The organism is Pseudomonas sp. HMSC065H01 (assembly GCF_001815235.1).
Lineage (GTDB): Bacteria > Pseudomonadota > Gammaproteobacteria > Pseudomonadales > Pseudomonadaceae > Pseudomonas > Pseudomonas aeruginosa.
Genome location: NZ_KV819916.1, coordinates 48,754 through 67,369, shown reverse-complemented (window position 1 = coordinate 67,369; position 18,616 = coordinate 48,754). Strand labels below are relative to the sequence as shown.

At 47.7% G+C, this 18,616-nt stretch carries 17 protein-coding genes; 16 read left to right on the top strand and 1 reads right to left on the bottom strand.

Going from position 1 to position 18,616, the window contains the following annotated elements; all coding sequences use genetic code 11:
• Positions 1–120 precede the first annotated feature (120 nt).
• The 3 genes from ihfB (at position 121) to HMPREF3014_RS25515 (ending at position 2,200) form a co-directional block, all read left to right on the top strand.
• Complete coding sequence (gene ihfB / locus HMPREF3014_RS25525; RefSeq protein WP_003091441.1) at positions 121–405, top strand: integration host factor subunit beta; 285 nt, start codon at positions 121–123, stop codon at positions 403–405.
• A gap of 56 nt (positions 406–461) precedes the next feature.
• Complete coding sequence (locus HMPREF3014_RS25520; protein WP_025982358.1) at positions 462–776, top strand: lipopolysaccharide assembly protein LapA domain-containing protein; 315 nt, start codon at positions 462–464, stop codon at positions 774–776.
• Between the two features lie 386 nt (positions 777–1,162).
• Positions 1,163–2,200 (top strand): LPS O-antigen chain length determinant protein WzzB, encoded by a 1,038-nt coding sequence (locus HMPREF3014_RS25515; protein ID WP_009313749.1) that lies wholly within the window; start codon positions 1,163–1,165, stop codon positions 2,198–2,200.
• 43 nt (positions 2,201–2,243) lie between these two features.
• On the opposite strand, the gene HMPREF3014_RS34495 is transcribed toward HMPREF3014_RS25515, so the two are convergent.
• On the bottom strand, positions 2,244–2,522 hold the full coding sequence (locus tag HMPREF3014_RS34495) for a hypothetical protein (RefSeq protein ID WP_124014388.1): 279 nt from the start codon (positions 2,520–2,522) through the stop codon (positions 2,244–2,246).
• Positions 2,523–2,860: 338 nt separating this feature from the next.
• On the opposite strand from HMPREF3014_RS34495, the gene wbpA reads away from it, so the two are divergent.
• The 13 genes from wbpA (at position 2,861) to HMPREF3014_RS25470 (ending at position 18,487) form a co-directional block, all read left to right on the top strand.
• On the top strand, positions 2,861–4,174 hold the full coding sequence (gene wbpA, locus HMPREF3014_RS25510; RefSeq protein WP_009313750.1) for a UDP-N-acetyl-D-glucosamine 6-dehydrogenase: 1,314 nt from the start codon (positions 2,861–2,863) through the stop codon (positions 4,172–4,174).
• A 58-nt stretch (positions 4,175–4,232) separates the two neighbouring features.
• Positions 4,233–5,180, top strand: coding sequence for a Gfo/Idh/MocA family protein (locus tag HMPREF3014_RS25505; protein ID WP_004350987.1), 948 nt, complete (start codon positions 4,233–4,235; stop codon positions 5,178–5,180).
• Between the two features lie 4 nt (positions 5,181–5,184).
• Complete coding sequence (locus tag HMPREF3014_RS25500) at positions 5,185–5,769, top strand: acyltransferase (protein WP_031627545.1); 585 nt, start codon at positions 5,185–5,187, stop codon at positions 5,767–5,769.
• A complete protein-coding gene (locus HMPREF3014_RS25495; protein ID WP_023087144.1) occupies positions 5,766–6,848 on the top strand; it encodes a DegT/DnrJ/EryC1/StrS family aminotransferase in 1,083 nt (360 codons plus the stop codon). The genes HMPREF3014_RS25500 and HMPREF3014_RS25495 overlap by 4 nt, the downstream gene beginning before the upstream one ends.
• Positions 6,845–8,077 (top strand): glycosyltransferase, encoded by a 1,233-nt coding sequence (locus HMPREF3014_RS34005; protein WP_004350982.1) that lies wholly within the window; start codon positions 6,845–6,847, stop codon positions 8,075–8,077. The genes HMPREF3014_RS25495 and HMPREF3014_RS34005 overlap by 4 nt, the downstream gene beginning before the upstream one ends.
• On the top strand, positions 8,077–9,504 hold the full coding sequence (locus HMPREF3014_RS34000) for a lipopolysaccharide biosynthesis protein (RefSeq protein ID WP_023087145.1): 1,428 nt from the start codon (positions 8,077–8,079) through the stop codon (positions 9,502–9,504). The genes HMPREF3014_RS34005 and HMPREF3014_RS34000 overlap by 1 nt, the downstream gene beginning before the upstream one ends.
• Before the next feature lie 75 nt (positions 9,505–9,579).
• Entirely contained in the window at positions 9,580–10,983 is a 1,404-nt protein-coding gene (gene wzy, locus HMPREF3014_RS33995; RefSeq protein WP_170869074.1) for an O-antigen polysaccharide polymerase Wzy, read from the top strand.
• Between the two features lie 5 nt (positions 10,984–10,988).
• Positions 10,989–11,879, top strand: a complete 891-nt coding sequence (locus tag HMPREF3014_RS33990) for a glycosyltransferase family 2 protein (RefSeq protein WP_004350976.1) — start codon at positions 10,989–10,991, stop codon at positions 11,877–11,879.
• Between the two features lie 358 nt (positions 11,880–12,237).
• Positions 12,238–13,203 (top strand): NAD-dependent epimerase/dehydratase family protein, encoded by a 966-nt coding sequence (locus tag HMPREF3014_RS33985; protein ID WP_023087146.1) that lies wholly within the window; start codon positions 12,238–12,240, stop codon positions 13,201–13,203.
• Complete coding sequence (locus tag HMPREF3014_RS25480) at positions 13,200–14,381, top strand: glycosyltransferase family 4 protein (protein WP_009313764.1); 1,182 nt, start codon at positions 13,200–13,202, stop codon at positions 14,379–14,381. Before HMPREF3014_RS33985 ends, HMPREF3014_RS25480 begins: the two co-directional genes overlap by 4 nt.
• Positions 14,378–15,337 (top strand): UDP-glucose 4-epimerase family protein, encoded by a 960-nt coding sequence (locus tag HMPREF3014_RS33980; protein ID WP_023087147.1) that lies wholly within the window; start codon positions 14,378–14,380, stop codon positions 15,335–15,337. The genes HMPREF3014_RS25480 and HMPREF3014_RS33980 overlap by 4 nt, the downstream gene beginning before the upstream one ends.
• Positions 15,334–16,359 (top strand): MraY family glycosyltransferase, encoded by a 1,026-nt coding sequence (locus HMPREF3014_RS25475; RefSeq protein WP_009313766.1) that lies wholly within the window; start codon positions 15,334–15,336, stop codon positions 16,357–16,359. The genes HMPREF3014_RS33980 and HMPREF3014_RS25475 overlap by 4 nt, the downstream gene beginning before the upstream one ends.
• A 130-nt stretch (positions 16,360–16,489) precedes the next feature.
• Complete coding sequence (locus HMPREF3014_RS25470) at positions 16,490–18,487, top strand: polysaccharide biosynthesis protein (protein WP_009313767.1); 1,998 nt, start codon at positions 16,490–16,492, stop codon at positions 18,485–18,487.
• Positions 18,488–18,616 lie beyond the last annotated feature (129 nt).

The following is an 18,616-nucleotide window of genomic DNA, read 5'->3' as shown; positions in this document are numbered from 1 at the left end:
GAAAAAGGGCGGCCTAGGCCGCCCTTTTTCGTTTTCCCCTTCTTGGACCTGTTCAAAGACTGATCAGCATGCTAAAAGAGACCTGAGCTGATCTAGCCGCTTGAAAAAGAAGGGAAAACCATGACCAAGTCGGAGTTGATCGAACGGATCGTTACCCATCAGGGGCAACTGTCCGCGAAGGATGTCGAGTTGGCAATCAAGACCATGCTGGAGCAAATGTCCCAGGCCCTGGCGACCGGGGACCGGATCGAGATCCGTGGTTTCGGCAGCTTTTCCTTGCACTACCGCGCCCCGCGCGTCGGTCGCAACCCCAAGACCGGGGAGTCGGTACGCCTCGACGGCAAGTTCGTGCCGCACTTCAAGCCGGGCAAGGAGTTGCGGGATCGGGTCAACGAGCCGGAGTGATATCGGTCCATTCGGATATTGGAGTCCTCATGCTTTGGATAAGGCGCATACTGCTGATGGGTGGAGTGCTGTTTATCGCTCTTCTCGTAGTAGTTATGGTATTGGAAAACCGGCAGGTTACTCATTTCGAACTGTTCGGTTTGCTTACCCCCGAGCTGCCCGTTGTTCTCTATGTTGCCTTGGTGTTCATCTTGGGTGGTTTCATTGGCCTATTGGCCGGTTCGTCACTTTTAGCGCGAGCTAATATACGTATCAAGGCAATCGAGAAGGATCTTGCCAAGGCTCGGAAAGAGAGAGATTCCTTACTTGCTCGGCTTTCTTCATCGAGTGATGGGGGGTCTGACAATGGCCTGAGGCGCAAGGACTCATAGCGGATCGACTGGTTAGAGTGGCCTTCCATCTTGATTGCGTTCTGCCATCATTTTGCTTGTTACCTCCGGGCTTTTTCTTTGAAGCTGTTTCGCGATTTGAATCGTATGCTCAGCTGTACTGAGCGAGCAATCAGTCTTCAGAAAACTAAAATACTTCTTACGGAACTGAGGCGTGTTCTTGGCTGTCTATCGTAGAATTCCTTGTACAGATAATCTCTGGCACAGGGTGTGCTACTTGAGGAGGCGTCGAGATATGTCATGTTTTTTATATGCACTCTCTTTGTCTTGGTGATAATGCACATCGGTGGAGTTGTAGCTTCTCGTTTCGAATAGCTTCAGTTCGGGGCTTGCGTGAGCTATAGAAGACAGATTATGGAGTTCCGATAATGGTAGCGTTGAAAGAAGAAAAAAACGGTGGCGGTGAAATTGATCTCGTAAGACTTTTTCAGATTCTATGGAAGGGAAAGTGGATTATCCTGGTCGTAGCTCTTATATTTGGCATTGTTGCTGCTATATATGCCTATACAAGTAAGCCAGTTTATGAAGCCAGTATCGCCGTGTTGCCACCCTCGCTGAGCAATGTTGCCGGTTTTAACCAGGGGCGCACCAAGGAGTCGGGTCTTCAGGCATTTAAGGTTCAGGATGTCTATTCCGTGTTCTTGCGCAATCTTCAAGCTGATGAGACTCGGCACCGCTTCTTCGAGAATGTCTACTTGCCGTCGCTAGGAGGTGAGAGGCCGGCGTCGCGCGATAGTCTCTATAGGGTATTTAATGAAAAGATCAGTATTACTCTGCCAGACAAGACCCAGCCGAGTCGCTATCGGCTAACAGTAGAACAGGAAGATCCTGAGCTGGCCGCTGAGTGGATCCGTCGCTATCTTGCCGATACGGCCGAACATTCCGTCCAAGAAATGGTTAAGAATGCGCACCGTGAGATAGAGGTCAAGGCTCGGGATGTCGATCAGCGGATCCAAACGCTACGTGAAACTGCTAAGTTACGCCGTGAAGATAGAATTGTGCAACTTAGAGAGGCTCTAAAAGTCGCGGATGCTGTGGGGTTGGAAAAGCCTCCGATGATAAGTGGGCAGGTATCTGAGCAGCTTTCGGCTATCATGAACGGTAGCTTGATGTATATGCGGGGCAGCAAGGCGCTTAGAGGAGAGATTGAGGCTTTGGAAAGTCGTGTGTCAGATGATCCTTTCATCCCTGCTTTACGAACTCTGCAGGAGCAGGAGAAACTCTATAGTAGTTTACGGGTAAACACCGACGAGGTTGCTGTGTTCCGTCAGGATGGTTCGGTTGAGACGCCCGATTCTCCCGTGAAGCCGAAGAAGCTTTTACTCGTCATGATGGGGTTGTTGCTCGGTGGTGCGGTTGGTGTCGTGGCTGTCGTGTTTAATTCGCTCTATCGCAATAAGCGGTAATTATGGTTGGAATGGGCAGGGACGCCCTATCCGGCTGTGCCTCTCATAAAATAAGCCATATCATTCGATATTTTCCCTTTATTTTTTTCGAGCCCATGGCCTTTTCTGGAAAAATGTAAGCACTCCTTTTGTTAAGTAGGTGGAGAAGCTGGAACACTTTTCTATTGAAGGGGATGAGCAGTGATCCTGCATTCATTTTCGCTCCGGATAACGTTGTTGAACGGATGGTAGCGCCTCTAGCGTCCAACGGGGAACGCTGCGGTCTAGTCAATTTTTTGACTATTTCTGCGGTCAGTAGCCAGCAAGGCTGGGGCTCGATCATGGGATTCTTCCAGAGTCAAGCAGCTTATCGAAGGAAGAGGCTGTATATAATCGAACGGATTGGCGGTATGGCTCGTCTTGCCTGTGATGCTAGCTGTGACAAGGCAGGTAGGTTACCCTTTGCCTAGCGGGGCGAGCCTTGTACTTCAAAGGGCTAGCCTTGGAGTACAAGGCGCAAGCAGATATCTTGCTAGCCAGGTCAAAGATACCTGCATCCTGTCAAATGCGCTGTAAGGGAAACAGGGAGTGTCGGGAGGGTTTGGCTAGCGACTCCCTGTTCTGTAGTCATGATAACAGGTGGTTCATATAGGTCCTGTTACTACTTGCTGAGATGGAAATATGGAAAACCTGAGAGAAAAAGTTACTAGAAAGTTCAAGAATAAAGAGGCTCTTGTCGGGATCGTGGGGTTGGGCTATGTCGGACTCCCGCTTATGTTGCGTTATAATTCGATCGGTTTTAGAGTGCTTGGCATTGATATCGACGCCGAAAAAGTTAGAAGGCTGAATTCCGGTGAAAGCTATATTGAGCATATATCCGCGGAAAGCATTTCTCACGCTTGCTCTTCTGGTTTTGAAGCTACGACCGACTTCTCTCGGGCAAAAGAGTGCGACGCACTTATTCTTTGTGTTCCGACCCCGCTGAATAAATATCGCGAGCCGGATATGAGTTTTGTGGTTAATACGACGGAAGCTATTAAGCCGTATCTGCGTGAAGGACAAGTCGTCTCTCTTGAAAGCACAACCTATCCAGGTACCACTGAGGAGGAGCTGCTACCCAGGGTTCAGTCCGATGGGCTGGTCGTTGGGAAAAGTATATTTCTAGTCTATTCGCCAGAGCGTGAAGATCCAGGTAATCCGAATTTTGAAACCCGCACTATTCCAAAGGTAATTGGGGGGCATACCCCGGAATGCCTGGAAGTTGGAGTCGCTCTTTACGAACAGGCTATAGATAAAGTAGTTCCAGTGAGCTCTACCAAAGCTGCGGAAATGACCAAATTGCTGGAAAATATTCATCGCGCGGTGAATATCGGCCTGGTCAATGAGATGAAAGTAGTCGCGGACCGAATGGGTATCGATATTTTTGAAGTGGTAGATGCTGCAGCGACCAAACCTTTTGGATTTACCCCTTATTATCCAGGGCCTGGTTTGGGAGGGCACTGTATTCCCATCGATCCTTTCTACCTGACCTGGAAAGCACGCGAATATGGCTTGCATACTCGCTTCATCGAACTTTCTGGTGAAGTCAACAAGGCTATGCCGGAGTATGTAGTCAGTAAGCTAATGGATGGGCTGAATGAAAGAGGTAAGGCTCTTAAAGGCAGTCGCGTCTTGGTACTGGGTATTGCCTATAAGAAAAACGTAGATGATATGCGTGAGTCTCCTTCGGTTGAAATCATGGAACTGATTCAGGCCAAAGGAGGCATTGTCTCTTATAGCGATCCCCATGTTCCCAGTTTCCCCAAAATGCGTGAGCATCACTTTGACCTTGCTAGTGAGCCTCTGACTGCCGAAAGGCTTTCTCGTTTCGATGCGGTTGTGTTAGCAACTGATCATGATCGGTTTGATTACGATCTTATCCATGCTCACGCCAGCCTGGTTGTAGATAGTCGTGGAAAATATCGGGCGCCATCGCAGAAGGTAATCAAAGCCTGATCCCACAGTAGTCAAGTAGCTACTTGGCTGCGGACATTGACTTCGTCAGAGATATTTCATGAAACGTTTTGCTCTCATTGGTGCTGCTGGTTACATTGCCCCCAGGCATATGCGCGCTATCAAAGATACCGGAAATGTATTGACATGTGCCTATGATATCAATGATTCCGTTGGGATAATCGATAGTATCTCTCCGCAGAGTGAATTCTTTACGGAGTTTGAGCGATTTTACGACTATGCTTGGCGATTAAAGCGTAGGCCTGAGCAAGCTTTAGACTTTGTCTCTGTCTGCTCGCCTAATTACTTGCATCATTCCCATATCACAGCAGGTCTCCGTTTGGGTTGCGACGTGATCTGTGAAAAGCCTTTGGTTCCTAGTTCTGAATTGCTCGATGATCTTGCCATTGTCGAGCATGAAACCGGTCGTCGGCTTTGGAATATTCTCCAATTACGTCATCATACAGCAATTCTTGATCTGAAGAAGAAGGTGGAAAATGGCACCAAAACCCACAAGCATGAGGTTGACCTGACCTATATAACTAGCCGCGGCAAGTGGTATATGGAAAGCTGGAAAGGCGATCCCAGAAAATCCTTTGGAGTGGCCACGAATATTGGTGTGCATTTCTACGATATGTTGCATTTCATATTCGGTAGGTTGCAAAGAAATGTTGTTCACTACTCAAATGAATCTAAGGCAACAGGTTACCTTGAGTATGAAAATGCGCGAGTGCGCTGGTTCCTTTCCATCGATGCCAATGATCTTCCCGCCTCTGTTAAGGGTAAAAAACCTACTTATCGCTCGATTACTTGTGATGGCGTAGAAGTCGAGTTTTCAGAAGGTTTTACCGATCTGCATACGCTCAGTTATGAGTCGATTCTTGTTGGGGGAGGCTTCGGAATCGAGGAGGCACGTCATTGCGTAGAGACAGTGGAAACCATTCGCTCCCTCAAAGCAGTAAAAGCTGAAAATGAAGAAGGTCACCCATTCTTGGCTAAATTGGTGTGATGTTATGGGGTTTTATCAGCACGATAGCGCAATTGTTGACGAAGGAGCTCAAATTGGAGACGGTTCTCGAATTTGGCACTTCGTGCATGTGTGTGCAGGGGCTAGAATTGGCAAGGAAGTTTCTCTAGGCCAAAATGTGTTTGTTGGAAATAAAGTATCCATTGGTGATCGATGTAAAATTCAGAACAACGTATCTGTCTATGACAATGTTACTCTAGAGGAAGGGGTCTTTTGTGGACCGAGTATGGTATTTACAAATGTCCATAATCCACGTTCGCTAATTGAGCGAAAAAGTGAGTACCTGAATACACTGGTGAAACGTGGCGCTACCTTGGGAGCCAACTGCACCATTGTCTGTGGGGTAACTATCGGTTCCTTTGCTTTTATTGGGGCTGGAGCTGTAGTCACGTCAGATGTGCCATCATATGCGTTGATGGTAGGTGTTCCCGCACGACAAGTTGGTTGGATGAGCGAGTACGGTGAAAGACTTGATTTGCCGGTGAATGGAAAAGGTAAGGCTACTTGTCCACATACTGGGGATACGTATCGACTGTCTGCAGATGGACTGGTGAAGGAGTTGGTGGCGTGATTGACTTTATTGACCTGCGGGCGCAGCAGGCACGTATTAAAGATAAGCTCGACCTCGCAATTGCCCGGGTACTTGAGCATGGACAATATATACTTGGTCCCGAGGTGGCTGAGTTAGAGCAAAAGCTGGCCGATTATGTCGGGGTTCGGCACTGTATCAGTGTAGCTAACGGGACAGATGCCCTGCAGATTGCGCTGATGGCATTGAATGTAGGGGCTGGCGATGAAGTTATTACCCCGGGATTCAATTATATAGCCACTGCGGAAACAGCTGCATTACTAGGGGCAACACCGGTTTATGTCGATGTTGACCCTCGCTCATATAATCTAGATCCAAAGCTGCTGAAAGCAGCTATCACAGCAAGAACTAAAGCGATTATTCCTGTATCGTTGTATGGGCAGTGTGCCGATTTTGACGAGATTAATGAGATTGCAGCGGAGTATGGTATCCCTGTTATTGAGGATGCTGCTCAGAGTTTTGGTGCAATCTATAAAGGAAGGCGCTCCTGTAGTTTGACTAAAATTGCATGCACCAGCTTTTTCCCTAGTAAACCATTGGGTTGTTACGGTGATGGTGGAGCAATTTTCACGGAAGATGACGGCTTGGCCGAGGTCATGCGCCAAATAGCTCGACATGGCCAAGACCGTCGCTATCATCATATCCGGGTGGGAGTAAATAGCCGCCTTGATACCTTGCAGGCAGCTATCCTTCTTTCAAAGATGGAAGTTTTTGATGAGGAAATGCAGTTACGCCAAAGAGTAGCACAACGTTACAGTTCTTTATTGCAGGCTGCAGGGCTTGACTCTATGCCCTACATTGAGCCGTATAATGTTAGTGCTTGGGCTCAATATACTATTCGTGTGAATGAACGGTATAATGTTCAGAGCTATCTTAAAGATGCAGGTATCCCAACTGCTGTTCATTATCCTATCCCCCTGAATAAACAGCCGGCGGTTTCTAACGACAAAGCATATCTGCCAGTTGGGGATATGGTTGCAGAAGAGGTATTGAGTCTTCCAATGCACCCTTATCTCACTGGCGAAGCAATTGAGACTATTGTTAAGGCTCTCGTCAAATGAGCAGTATTCTCATACTTACAAATGCTTTCCCTTATTATCCTGGGGAGCAATTTATTGAAGATGAGATAGCATTTTGGGCTGAGAGCTCATTTTCCGAGGTGTATATTTTGCCCGCCACTTGCGGAAAAGATAGAAGATGGCTGCCTGAGAATATAACGCTCTCAACCCCGATTCAAGAAAAATCGAGATTGAATTTGATTTTTAGAGCGCTTATTTCCGCTGTCTTCATAAAAGAGATTCGATGTTTGATAAAAGCAAGGGAGTTCAGCTTTTTAAAATTATATTATGCATTAAAAGCGTCGGCATTGACCAAGTCATCTGAGTTGGCGTTGCGCCAATTCGTATCCAATAATGGAAAAATCGATGTCGTTTATTGTTATTGGAATGATGTACAAGCTTACGCTTCTTGTTTGCTGAAGCAGGAAGGGTTAATCGGTAAAGTAATCTCTAGAGCTCATGGGTTCGATCTTTACGAAGAGCGACGCGCGCATGGCTATATGCCTCTGAAGCGACAGTTTGTTGATTGTTTTGATGCCGTATTTCTTCTTTCCGAACAAGGCAGAAATTATTATCAAGAGCGCTATTCTGCAGCCGATGAAAAACTCAAGATTTCTAAGTTAGGTGTACCCATTCCCAAAGGTGGTTCAAAAGTAAGTGAGGAGGGACTCCATCTGGTCTCTCTTTCTTCATGTATTCCTATAAAAAGAATTGACAAAATCATTTCCACTGTGAGGCTTCTTGCCCTTGAACACCGCTCCATTAAAATAAAGTGGACCCACTTGGGAGGAGGAGCTTTGAAGCTTGATCTCGAGTCTCTAGCCAGGACGGAACTAGGAGAGCTTGAGAATGTAAGTTTTCACTTTATGGGAGAAGTCGAAAATAAAGAAGCGAAAGCTTTTTTCCTAAATAATGCTGTTGATTTCTTTATTAATGCAAGCGAGTCGGAAGGTGTGCCGGTTTCCATTATGGAAGCGATGAGTGCTGGCGTTCCTGCAATTGCTCCTTGTGTAGGTGGAATCAGATCTCTGATAGATAATAGTTGTGGGCGGTTGCTTTCTGAAAACCCTACTCCCGAAGAGTACTGTAGCTCAATTTCCAAACTCTATCTGGGAGGAGACAGGAAAACAATGCGGGAAACGGCACGTAAAAAAATAGAGAAAGATTTTAGTTCTGAGCAGAACTATAGGTCTTTTATAAAAGAAGTAGAATATTTAGTAGAAGAAAAATAATGGTTTCTCGGAAGATAGCGGTTTTTGCTATAGGCTCTATCGGGTCGGCTGTTCTTGGTCTGATAACGCTCCCTATAATTACTTGGTTTTATTCCGCTGAAGATGTTGGCCGGATTGCAATGCTTCAAGTTGCCTCAAATTTCTGTGTTCTCCTTTTTTGTCTAGGGTTGGATCAAGCCTATGTGCGTGAATATCACGAAGAAAAAAATCGCTCGGCATTATTGAAATCTTGTCTTTTCCCCGGGTTGTTTTTTTTGCTTTTGTCTTGTTCTTTTTTGTTTTTTTATGATGCATCGATACTTTCTGATTTTATGTACGAGAAAAGCGATGGTCTACTTGCCTATCTGACAATGCTTTGTTTTGTTTTTGCATTGGTTTCTCGCTTCCTCTCCCTGATTCTGAGAATGCAGGAAAGAGCTCTTGCGTTCTCTTTGACTCAGATATCGCCTAAAATTCTTTTTTTGATCGTCATTGCGTCATTTTTTGTTTTTTCCATACCGGCCTCTTTTGTAAGTTTATTAGTGGCGCAAGCAATATCTATGTTTACGATCATGTCTATTTTTGCTTGGAATACCCGTGGTGAATGGAGACCATGGAATGCCTATACGTTGTACAAGACACAGTTTCATGAGTTGTTGCGTTTCGGTCTACCATTAGTTGTGGGCGGAGTGGCGGCATGGGGACTGTATGTCATGGATAGACTCTTTTTGCGTGCCTTCTCTACCTTTTCAGAGTTGGGGATATATTCAGTAGCGGTGAGTATCGCAGCAGGTGCTGGTATTCTTGGAAACATTTTTACGATCATATGGTCTCCAACGGTCTTCAAATGGGCTGCCGAGGGGGTTGATGAAAAGAAAATTGATGAAATATCGGAGCATGTACTGGCGTGCGTTTTCTATATATTTATAATAAGTGGGCTGTTCTCTTGGATGGTTCCACTTTTTTTACCTGAAGCATATGCGCCCATACAGTACATGATAACAGTATGTGTGGCCTCTCCCTTACTTTATGCTCTCTCAGAGGCAACGGCGATCGGCATCAGCATTTCTCGCCGAACCGGTCTTTCTATGCTGTCTTCTATTTTAGCTGCGTTAACTAGCTTCGGTGGTAATTATCTGTTGGTTCCTCTCTATGGAGCAGCTGGTGCAGCGGTAGCTACTGCTGTTGCGTTTTGGGTTTTTCTATTCTGCCGAACTGAGTTTTCGTGTTCGGTGTGGCGTAAGATACCTAGGCTTAAGCTTTATATGGTTACCTCTTTCTGCACTTTGACAAGCTCATTGATTTTGCTCTCCGAAGAAAAAAATCAGGCTCTTATCTTGGTTTTCTGGGCATTACTTGGATTGAAAGGAGCTTTCCTTTTCCGAAAATCTATTGGGCTTCTTCTTTCGGTGCTTATTTCTCACTATAGGAAAAGAAAAACATGTTGAGCAGAGGGCTGGTGATTTTATTCTGCTCTATGATGTTTAAAGAGGGTTCACTTTATGGTTAATCAAGGGGGCGTTGTGATCAAGAGCTCTAAAACTTTGCTCTTTGGCTTCTTGATTCTTGTTTTCCTTTTTGTCTGTTACTTTTTTAGTTTTGATGTAAGCTCCTATGTTGATGAGCTTTCGATAGCTTTTATAGTGCTTGCGCTTTTTGTTTATATTTTTCTCTCATTCCTTTCTTTAGGGTTTAAGCCCACCTCTTTGACAGTTCTTTTTTTTGTATCGACGGCTGTGTTCATTTTTGGGCGGTTTTTTTCAAAAATATTGAATCCCGATGTTGATATTTTTGCAATAGACTTTTTTGCTACATATAAACTAGCTCCTTATGATGGGGTGAGGCTTGGCTTTTTATCGATGATATTCCTGTTTTCAATGTATATGGGAGCTGTGCTGGGGCGGGATATCAAGTTTAAGCTAGGTAGTTCTGGCGGTGTAGAGGAAGGAGGGGGGCATTTCTCTCCCATGCTTCGCATGGTTATCTTTTTCTTGGTTGTCATTATCTGCTCGATAAATCTGTATGTAGAATACAGGAATTATGTGATTTCGTCATCTGATGGTTATCTGTCCCTATATTCTTTTCAGGGCGAGGCTTATGCCGGTGGTAAGTTTTTTAAAAGCCTCTTCTATATTGCACTTGGTTTGAGCTACTCATTTTGTCTAGAGCGTGAGAAGAAAATAATAATACTCTCGTTGTTTGTCATGGGGCTTTTGTCTTTGCTCGCAGGACAGCGAGGAGGGTTTGTTATTTCTCTATTCATGCTGCTCTGGGCATATGGAATAAACCATAAGGTCAGTTGGTTTGGCGTACTGGCTGCCTTTTCTTTGTTTTTTCTCAGCCTGGTTTTGTTTGGCTCTTTAAGTGCAAGAAGTTTGGCCGTTAATTTAGATAGTGGTTGGTTAGGGTTTGTCTCCAAGTTTCTATATGATCAGGGGATATCCTTGATGGTCTTTGATGTTTCTACTAAGGTTTCTGACTATCCTCTGGTGGCTACGATTCAGAATTTTGTCCCTGGTGCGTCTAGGCTTGCATCAATCTTCTATGACTTGCGCATGCAAGACGTGAGTTATGCAGACTATCTTGCATATCACCTCGATCCTGTTACATATCTCGGAGGGCTAGGTTTGGGATGGAGCCTACCTAGTACGTTTTATATATGGTCGTTCGAGCAGGTTTTTCTATTTTCTGCCTTTTCAGCATGCTTTGGTTTCTTGTTGAAAACCCTAGATAACAAGACCCTTTCCAGTTCATTTTTTCTGGGCCTGGCGGCTTGCCTGGTTTCGGTGATTATCATTCTTCCTAGAAGCCAGTTCTCTAATGTTATTCCTCTGGCGATATATTTTTGTGTATTTTTTCCCGTTTTTTCGGCTTTCGCAAAAAAGTCAAAATATATTATGAGTAGCCCGGTTAGCGATAGAGGATAAAGGACATGGGTGTAGATGTTTCAATTTTGATGCCGGTCTATAATGAAGTTTTGCATCTTGAAGAGGCTCTCCAAAGTATTTCTGAGCAGGGTGAAAAGCTTTCTATTGAGGTCGTCTGTGTTGATGATTTTTCTACGGATGGGACGTGGCAGTTGATGGAGCAGCTGCGGAATAAATATAATTTTCTCAAGTGCTATAAGAATGAAAAAAAAGGTAAGAACAATGCCTTCAATTTTGCCTATGAGAGGTCTAGTGGAGGTGTTGTGGTGTTGTTGGCTGGTGACGATAAACTTGTACCTAACACCTTGAGAGCGCGAGTAGATCCAGTACTGGATCAAGATGAGAACTTTATTACTCTCTGTAAATATAGAACTTTTTCAAAAACTAAGTACCTAGATGGAATGGTTTTTCCTAAGGATAGAGAGTTAGGTTCTCTTTCGGGGGGGACAATAGCTTTCAATAGAAGATTTGCTGAGAGAGTCTTTCCTATTCCGCCTGTTCTTGGAAATGAGGATATGTGGATTAAGTGTCACGCCACCTATGCTGAAGACGTGAATGTTATCCATGTTCCAGTTGTTTCTCTGTTATATCGTTTGCATGATAATAATTCTTTAAAGAGAGATGTTGGGTTTTCTAAAAAAAACGAAATGATTTCGAAGAGATCCATTGTTTATAGTGTTTATCTAGAGAGATACAGGGGAGAGCTCTCGGTAGCGGTCTCCGCTTCGTTGGCTAAGCTCGCTGCTTTAGAAACTCTTCGTGCAAATCGATCCATTCTCAGCATTCTCTTCTTCAAGAATATTCCTCTTGTCGATAAGCTTCGAGCTATTGTTTATGCTTCGCCGTTGCTCCATTGGATTCATATTAGGCTGTTAAGATGGACCTCAAGAACTTGATTTGATTAAGTTAAAATCATACATCTGAGGCTTTTGTAGGAGCTTGCGATATAACAAGGATGGAGTGATTTTGAAGATCACATATATCTTGAATCGTTCGGACTTCATGGGAGATGCCAATGTACACTTGCTTGACCTCGCTCATGGGGCTCGGCGGGCTGGCCATGACGTTACAATTCTTGTAGGCAGGGATGGGGTCTTCTTTAAAAGTTTGAGAGAAAGAGGGATTTCTTGCTTTCCTTTGAAACATATAAAGAGAGACATTGAACTAGTATCTGATCCATTCGAGACTTGGCTGCCCAAGGGTTATTGGGATAGTTGGGGCCGAGGCGAGTTGAGATAGTCATTGGGATATAACATGAACATTTTGGTTACTGGTGGTGCCGGCTTCATTGGAAGCAAGGTGGTTTCGGAGCTGCGGAAGCGGGGTATGAATGTCCGAATCTCCTCAAGGAAGATGCAATCCATCGTTGGGATTGATTGTGTGAAAGTCGACCTCCTCAACAGTGAGGTCGATCTCGACTTCCTGGTGTCCGACTGTACGGTTATTCTCAACTGCCTCGGAGAGCTTCAGGATGAGAGCAAGATGCATGCTCTTCACGTCGAGGCAACAGAACGGCTGATCATTGCTGCGAAAAGAAGTGCTCGCCAATCTGGTATACCAGTGCATTGGGTCCAACTAAGCAGTGTGGGTGCATACGGTCCTGTTCTGGAAAAGGCCAACTCCGAGCGTATTGTCACGGAGGAAACCGCTTCTGCTCCGGTAGGAGTTTATGAATGCACCAAGACGATTGCCGATGAACTGGTGATGTCTTCCGTCGAAAATGGTGTTTTCAGCTATTCTATTTTGCGGCCGTCCAATGTATATGGTTCAGGAATGCCAAACGGGTCGTTGCGTCAATGGGCGCGATTGATCAAGGCGCACTGTTTTTTCTATGTGGGGCCCCCAGGATCAGTTTCTACCTATGTACATGTTGACGATGTTGTCGAGGCACTTCTGCTCTGCGCATTTGAGGAAAGAGCGAAGAATCAGATATTCAATATTTCCAATGATTGCACACAAGAGAGCCTAGTGGAGGCGATGGCAGGATTGCAGGGAGTCTCTCCACCTTTTTTGCGCTTCCCAGAAGCGTTGGCGAGAATGATCGCCTTCGTTTTTTCGGGGATAAAGATGTTTCCTCTGACATCATCTCGTATAGATTCCTTGGTGGCGCGCACTCATTACTCATGCAATAAGTTGAACCATATATTAGGTTATGTGCCTAGCCGTGATATAACAAAAGAAATATCTGAAGTTATTCTCGATAAGGAAGGCCGGCGTTGAGCTATTTCAATTCAAAGGGGGTTGAGGGCGTGCGCATCGCCAGGGTCTCTACTGTGACTTTTTTTGTTGAGACCCAATTGAGAGCTCAAATTTCCGCACTTGCCCATGCGGGGGCCGAGATCACGATTGTTGCTAGTGAAAAAGAGCTTTCTAAAAATATTGATAATTGCCGTTATGCTTCTATTGTAATTCCAAGAAAAATTTCTCCGCTTAGCGATCTCCTGGCTTTGTATAAACTCTGGCGATTTTTTCGAAAAGAGCGGTTTGACATCGTTCACTCTACCACTCCAAAGGCAGGTTTGTTATGTGCGCTAGCAGGAAAGCTTGCCTTCGTGCCCATCCGTTTGCATACTTTTACGGGGCAGCCTTGGGTGGGTTTAAAAGGTTTGAAATATCTTCTTTCCAAAGGCAGTGACAAGCTTATAGCGCTTCTCAATACTCATTGCTATGCGGATAGTATTTCGCAGCGCAAATTCATCATCGATAGCGGTGTTGCAGATGATGACGATATCTCGGTTATTGGTGAAGGGTCGCTTGCCGGAATTGATCTGAAACGTTTCGCGGCTTCGCGTTATAGCTTGAATGAAAGAGTTTCTCTGAAAGCTTCCCTGGGTATCGGAAGAGCCTCGAAGACTCTGCTTTTTGTTGGGCGTCTTACTCAAGACAAGGGTGTTTTGGAGTTATTGGCGGCTTTTGAGAGCTTAGTCGGAAATCATGATGTTTTTCTTATGCTCCTTGGGCCGCATGAGATGAGCGAAGAAGAGCTTTTGGCCGGTTTTTCTAGTGATCTCAAGGAGCGACTTATTCTTTTGGGGTTTTCTGATGAGCCGGAAAAGTTCATGGCTATAGCGGATATGCTGCTCCTGCCTAGCTACAGGGAGGGTTTCGGTACTGTGGTGATCGAGGCCGCGGCCATGGGGGTGCCGACTATCGGTTCGGATATCTATGGTCTGAGCGATGCCATTGTCAATGGTGAGACAGGCCTGCTTGTGCCAGTGAAAAACTCTCAAGCGTTGGCTGCGGCAATCGATCAGCTATTAGGTGATGAGCGACTCTGCAAGGAACTGGGGGAAAAGGCTCGGATTCGAGTGGAGAAAGAATTTTCCAGTCAACGTATTAGCAATCTTTTGATTGGAGAATATACACGGTTGCTGGAGAAAGACAGGGGAGACTCATGAGCAGAATCCTGGTGACAGGGGCCTCAGGTTTTGTTGGAAGGGCTTTGTCGGAGCAGTTGCAGCGTCTGGGGCATGGAGTCGTTGCCGCTGCACGAAGCACATCCTCTCGCATTCCTTCTTCTGTACGGTCTGTATTGACTGGTGACCTGTGTCCCGATACTGACTGGTCCGAGGCCTTGCAGGCGGTAGATATCGTTATTCATGCCGCGGCGCGCGTCCATGTGATGAATGAAACGCTTGCCGATCCACTTCAGGAGTTCCGCAAGGTGAATGTGGAGGCAACCTTGAACTTGGCGCGACAGGCTGCGAGCAAGGGGGTACGGCGCTTCATATTTATCAGTTCAATAAAGGTCAATGGAGAAGCTACAGAGGATGGGCGTCCATACAGAGCCGATGACGAACCCCGGCCGATTGACCCCTATGGCCTGTCTAAGCTAGAGGCGGAGAGAGGTCTTCTGGATCTGGCAGCAAGAACTGGAATCGAGGTGGTTATAATTCGCCCGGTCTTGGTTTATGGTCCAGGCGTCAAAGCCAATTTTCTCAACATGATGAAGGTTATTAATAAGAGGATTCCGCTTCCCTTCCTTCTGGTTGACAATCGAAGAAGCTTGGTGGCGTTGACCAATCTTGTCGATTTGATCACCTCCTGCCTTGAGCACCCTTCGGCCGCGAATCAAGTATTTTTGGTAAGCGACGATGAAGATCTTTCCACGAGAGAACTTTTAAAACGCATGGGGATTGCATTGGGTGCGCCTGCCCGGCTGCTTCCTGTGCCTGTTTTTCTTATGAAGTTTATAGCAAGAATGCTTGGTAAGGGTGCTTTCTCCCAGCGATTGCTTGGGTCTTTGCAGGTTGATATAAGCAAGACAAAAGAACTTTTGGCTTGGCATCCACCTTTGAACGTCGATGAGGCTTTGAAGGAGACGGCGCGCCACTTTCTGGATTCTAAAGAATGAATTTAATAATTATTCTTCCTATAATAGCTGCCTTGGCTTTCCTGCTGACGGCAATTTTGCGGAGATATGCGCTGGCCAATAGCGTGATTGATGTACCCAACGACCGTAGCTCCCATTCCATGCCTACTCCACGGGGAGGAGGCGTCTCTATAGTGATAAGTTTTTTGCTGGCAATACTGCTTCTGGGTTTCTTAGGGGTTGCCGATTGGACTTTTGTGATTGCATTATTCGGGGCGGGCCTTGGTATCGCTACTATTGGCTTCCTTGACGACCATGGACATATCGCTGCCCGCTGGAGGCTTCTCGGGCATTTTGCAGCTGCATCCTGGATACTTTATTGGCTGGGCGGTTTTCCTCCGCTGCTTCTTCTAGGTACCACCCTTGATATGGGGTGGTTTGGTCATATATTGGCCGCCATATACTTGGTTTGGATGCTTAACCTCTATAACTTCATGGATGGAATCGATGGAATTGCCGGTATAGAAGCCATAACCGTTTGCCTTGGCGGTGTACTGCTTCTTTTCTGCCTGGGAAAGGGGCTGGATAATGAAGGGATTTGGGTTCTTGCCGTGCTTGCAAGTGCCGTTCTGGGCTTTTTGATTTGGAACTTCCCTCCGGCAAAGATATTCATGGGAGATGCGGGAAGCGGATTCCTGGGTGTCGTTCTGGGGGCGCTTTCCGTCAAAGCAGCATGGGTGGCCCCGGAGCTTTTTTGGAGTTGGCTGATTCTTCTGGGTATTTTTGTCGTCGATGCAACATTTACTTTATTACGAAGACTTCTTCGTGGGGATCGCATTTATGAAGCCCATCGGAGTCATGCGTATCAGTACGCATCTCGATACTTCGGAAAGCATTTGCCTGTCACCTTGGGAGTTTTCTTCATAAATGTTCTCTGGCTCTTTCCATTTGCTCTGGCAGTTGGCTTGGGAATGGTCGATGCGCTACTAGGTGTGTTTGTTGCATACTTGCCTCTGATCTTGATTGCCGTGAGGTTTCGTGCCGGATCGCTGGAGACGGTTTGACTTCTGGAACCTTTCGCACCCCTCTTGAGCCTAACCCAGGCCTGGTGTGACGTTTCAGTGCTTGTCTCTATCTGGATTTGCTAATCTGGTTACGCTTGTGAGCTGTTTAGAAAGGAGTGGGGAGAGCTGGATGATAGATGGTTTGCGTGTTCGACTGCTGGGGCTGCCGCGTCGTTATAAAAGGATCTTGCAGGTCCTTGCCGACGTAGCGCTGGTCTGGCTCTCCCTTTGGTTGGCATTCTTGGTGCGGTTGGGCACGGAAGACATGATCAGCCCCTTCGAGGGCCATGCCTGGCTGTTCATCGCCGCCCCGTTGGTGGCCATTCCCCTGTTCATCCGCTTCGGCATGTACCGGGCGGTGATGCGCTACCTGGGCAACGACGCCCTTATCGCGATCGCCAAGGCCGTCACCATTTCCGCGCTGGTCCTGTCGTTGCTGGTCTACTGGTACCGCTCCCCGCCGGCGGTGGTGCCGCGTTCCCTGGTGTTCAACTACTGGTGGTTGAGCATGCTGCTGATCGGCGGCTTGCGTCTGGCCATGCGCCAGTATTTCATGGGCGACTGGTACTCTGCTGTGCAGTCGGTACCATTTCTCAATCGCCAGGATGGCCTGCCCAGGGTGGCCATCTATGGCGCGGGGGCGGCCGGCAACCAGTTGGTTGCGGCATTGCGTCTCGGTCGGGCGATGCGTCCGGTGGCGTTCATCGATGACGACAAGCAGATCGCCAACCGGGTCATCGCCGGTCTGCGGGTCTATACCGCCAAGCATATCCGCCAGATGATCGACGAGACGGGCGCGCAGGAGGTTCTCCTGGCGATTCCTTCCGCCACTCGGGCCCGGCGCCGAGAGATTCTCGAGTCCCTGGAGCCGTTCCCGCTGCACGTGCGCAGCATGCCCGGCTTCATGGACCTGGCCAGCGGCCGGGTCAAGGTGGACGACCTGCAGGAGGTGGACATCGCTGACCTGCTGGGGCGCGACAGCGTCGCACCGCGCAAGGAGCTGCTGGAACGGTGCATCCGCGGTCAGGTGGTGATGGTGACTGGGGCGGGCGGTTCTATCGGTTCGGAACTCTGTCGGCAGATCATGAGTTGTTCGCCTAGCGTGCTGATCCTGTTCGAGCACAGCGAATACAACCTCTACAGCATCCATCAGGAACTGGAGCGTCGGATCAAGCGCGAGTCGCTTTCGGTGAACCTGTTGCCGATCCTCGGTTCGGTGCGCAATCCCGAGCGCCTGGTGGACGTGATGCGTACCTGGAAGGTCAATACCGTCTACCATGCGGCGGCCTACAAGCATGTGCCGATCGTCGAGCACAACATCGCCGAGGGCGTTCTCAACAACGTGATAGGCACCTTGCATGCGGTGCAGGCCGCGGTGCAGGTCGGCGTGCAGAACTTCGTGCTGATTTCCACCGACAAGGCGGTGCGACCGACCAATGTGATGGGCAGCACCAAGCGCCTGGCGGAGATGGTCCTTCAGGCGCTCAGCAACGAATCGGCACCGGTGCTGTTCGGCGATCGGAAGGACGTGCATCACGTCAACAAGACCCGTTTCACCATGGTCCGCTTCGGCAACGTCCTCGGTTCGTCCGGTTCGGTCATTCCGCTGTTCCGCGAGCAGATCAAGCGCGGCGGCCCGGTGACGGTCACCCACCCGAGCATCACCCGTTACTTCATGACCATTCCCGAGGCAGCGCAGTTGGTCATCCAGGCCGGTTCGATGGGGCAGGGCGGAGATGTATTCGTGCTGGACATGGGGCCGCCGGTGAAGATCCTGGAGCTCGCCGAGAAGATGATCCACCTGTCCGGCCTGAGCGTGCGTTCCGAGCGTTCGCCCCATGGTGACATCGCCATCGAGTTCAGTGGCCTGCGTCCTGGCGAGAAGCTCTACGAAGAGCTGCTGATCGGTGACAACGTGAATCCCACCGACCATCCGATGATCATGCGGGCCAACGAGGAACACCTGAGCTGGGAGGCCTTCAAGGTCGTGCTGGAGCAGTTGCTGGCCGCCGTGGAGAAGGACGACTACTCGCGGGTTCGCCAGTTGCTGCGGGAAACCGTCAGCGGCTATGCGCCTGACGGTGAAATCGTCGACTGGATCTATCGCCAGAGGCGGCGAGAACCCTGAGTCATCGTTCTCCGGAAAAGGCCGCCTAGCGGCCTTTTTTGTTTTCTCCGTACGATGTTTCCGGTGCCGGACCAGGAAGCGACTGCTTTGCTGGGGCTGTCGATCCAGGTGCGTTCCACGGCGATAAGG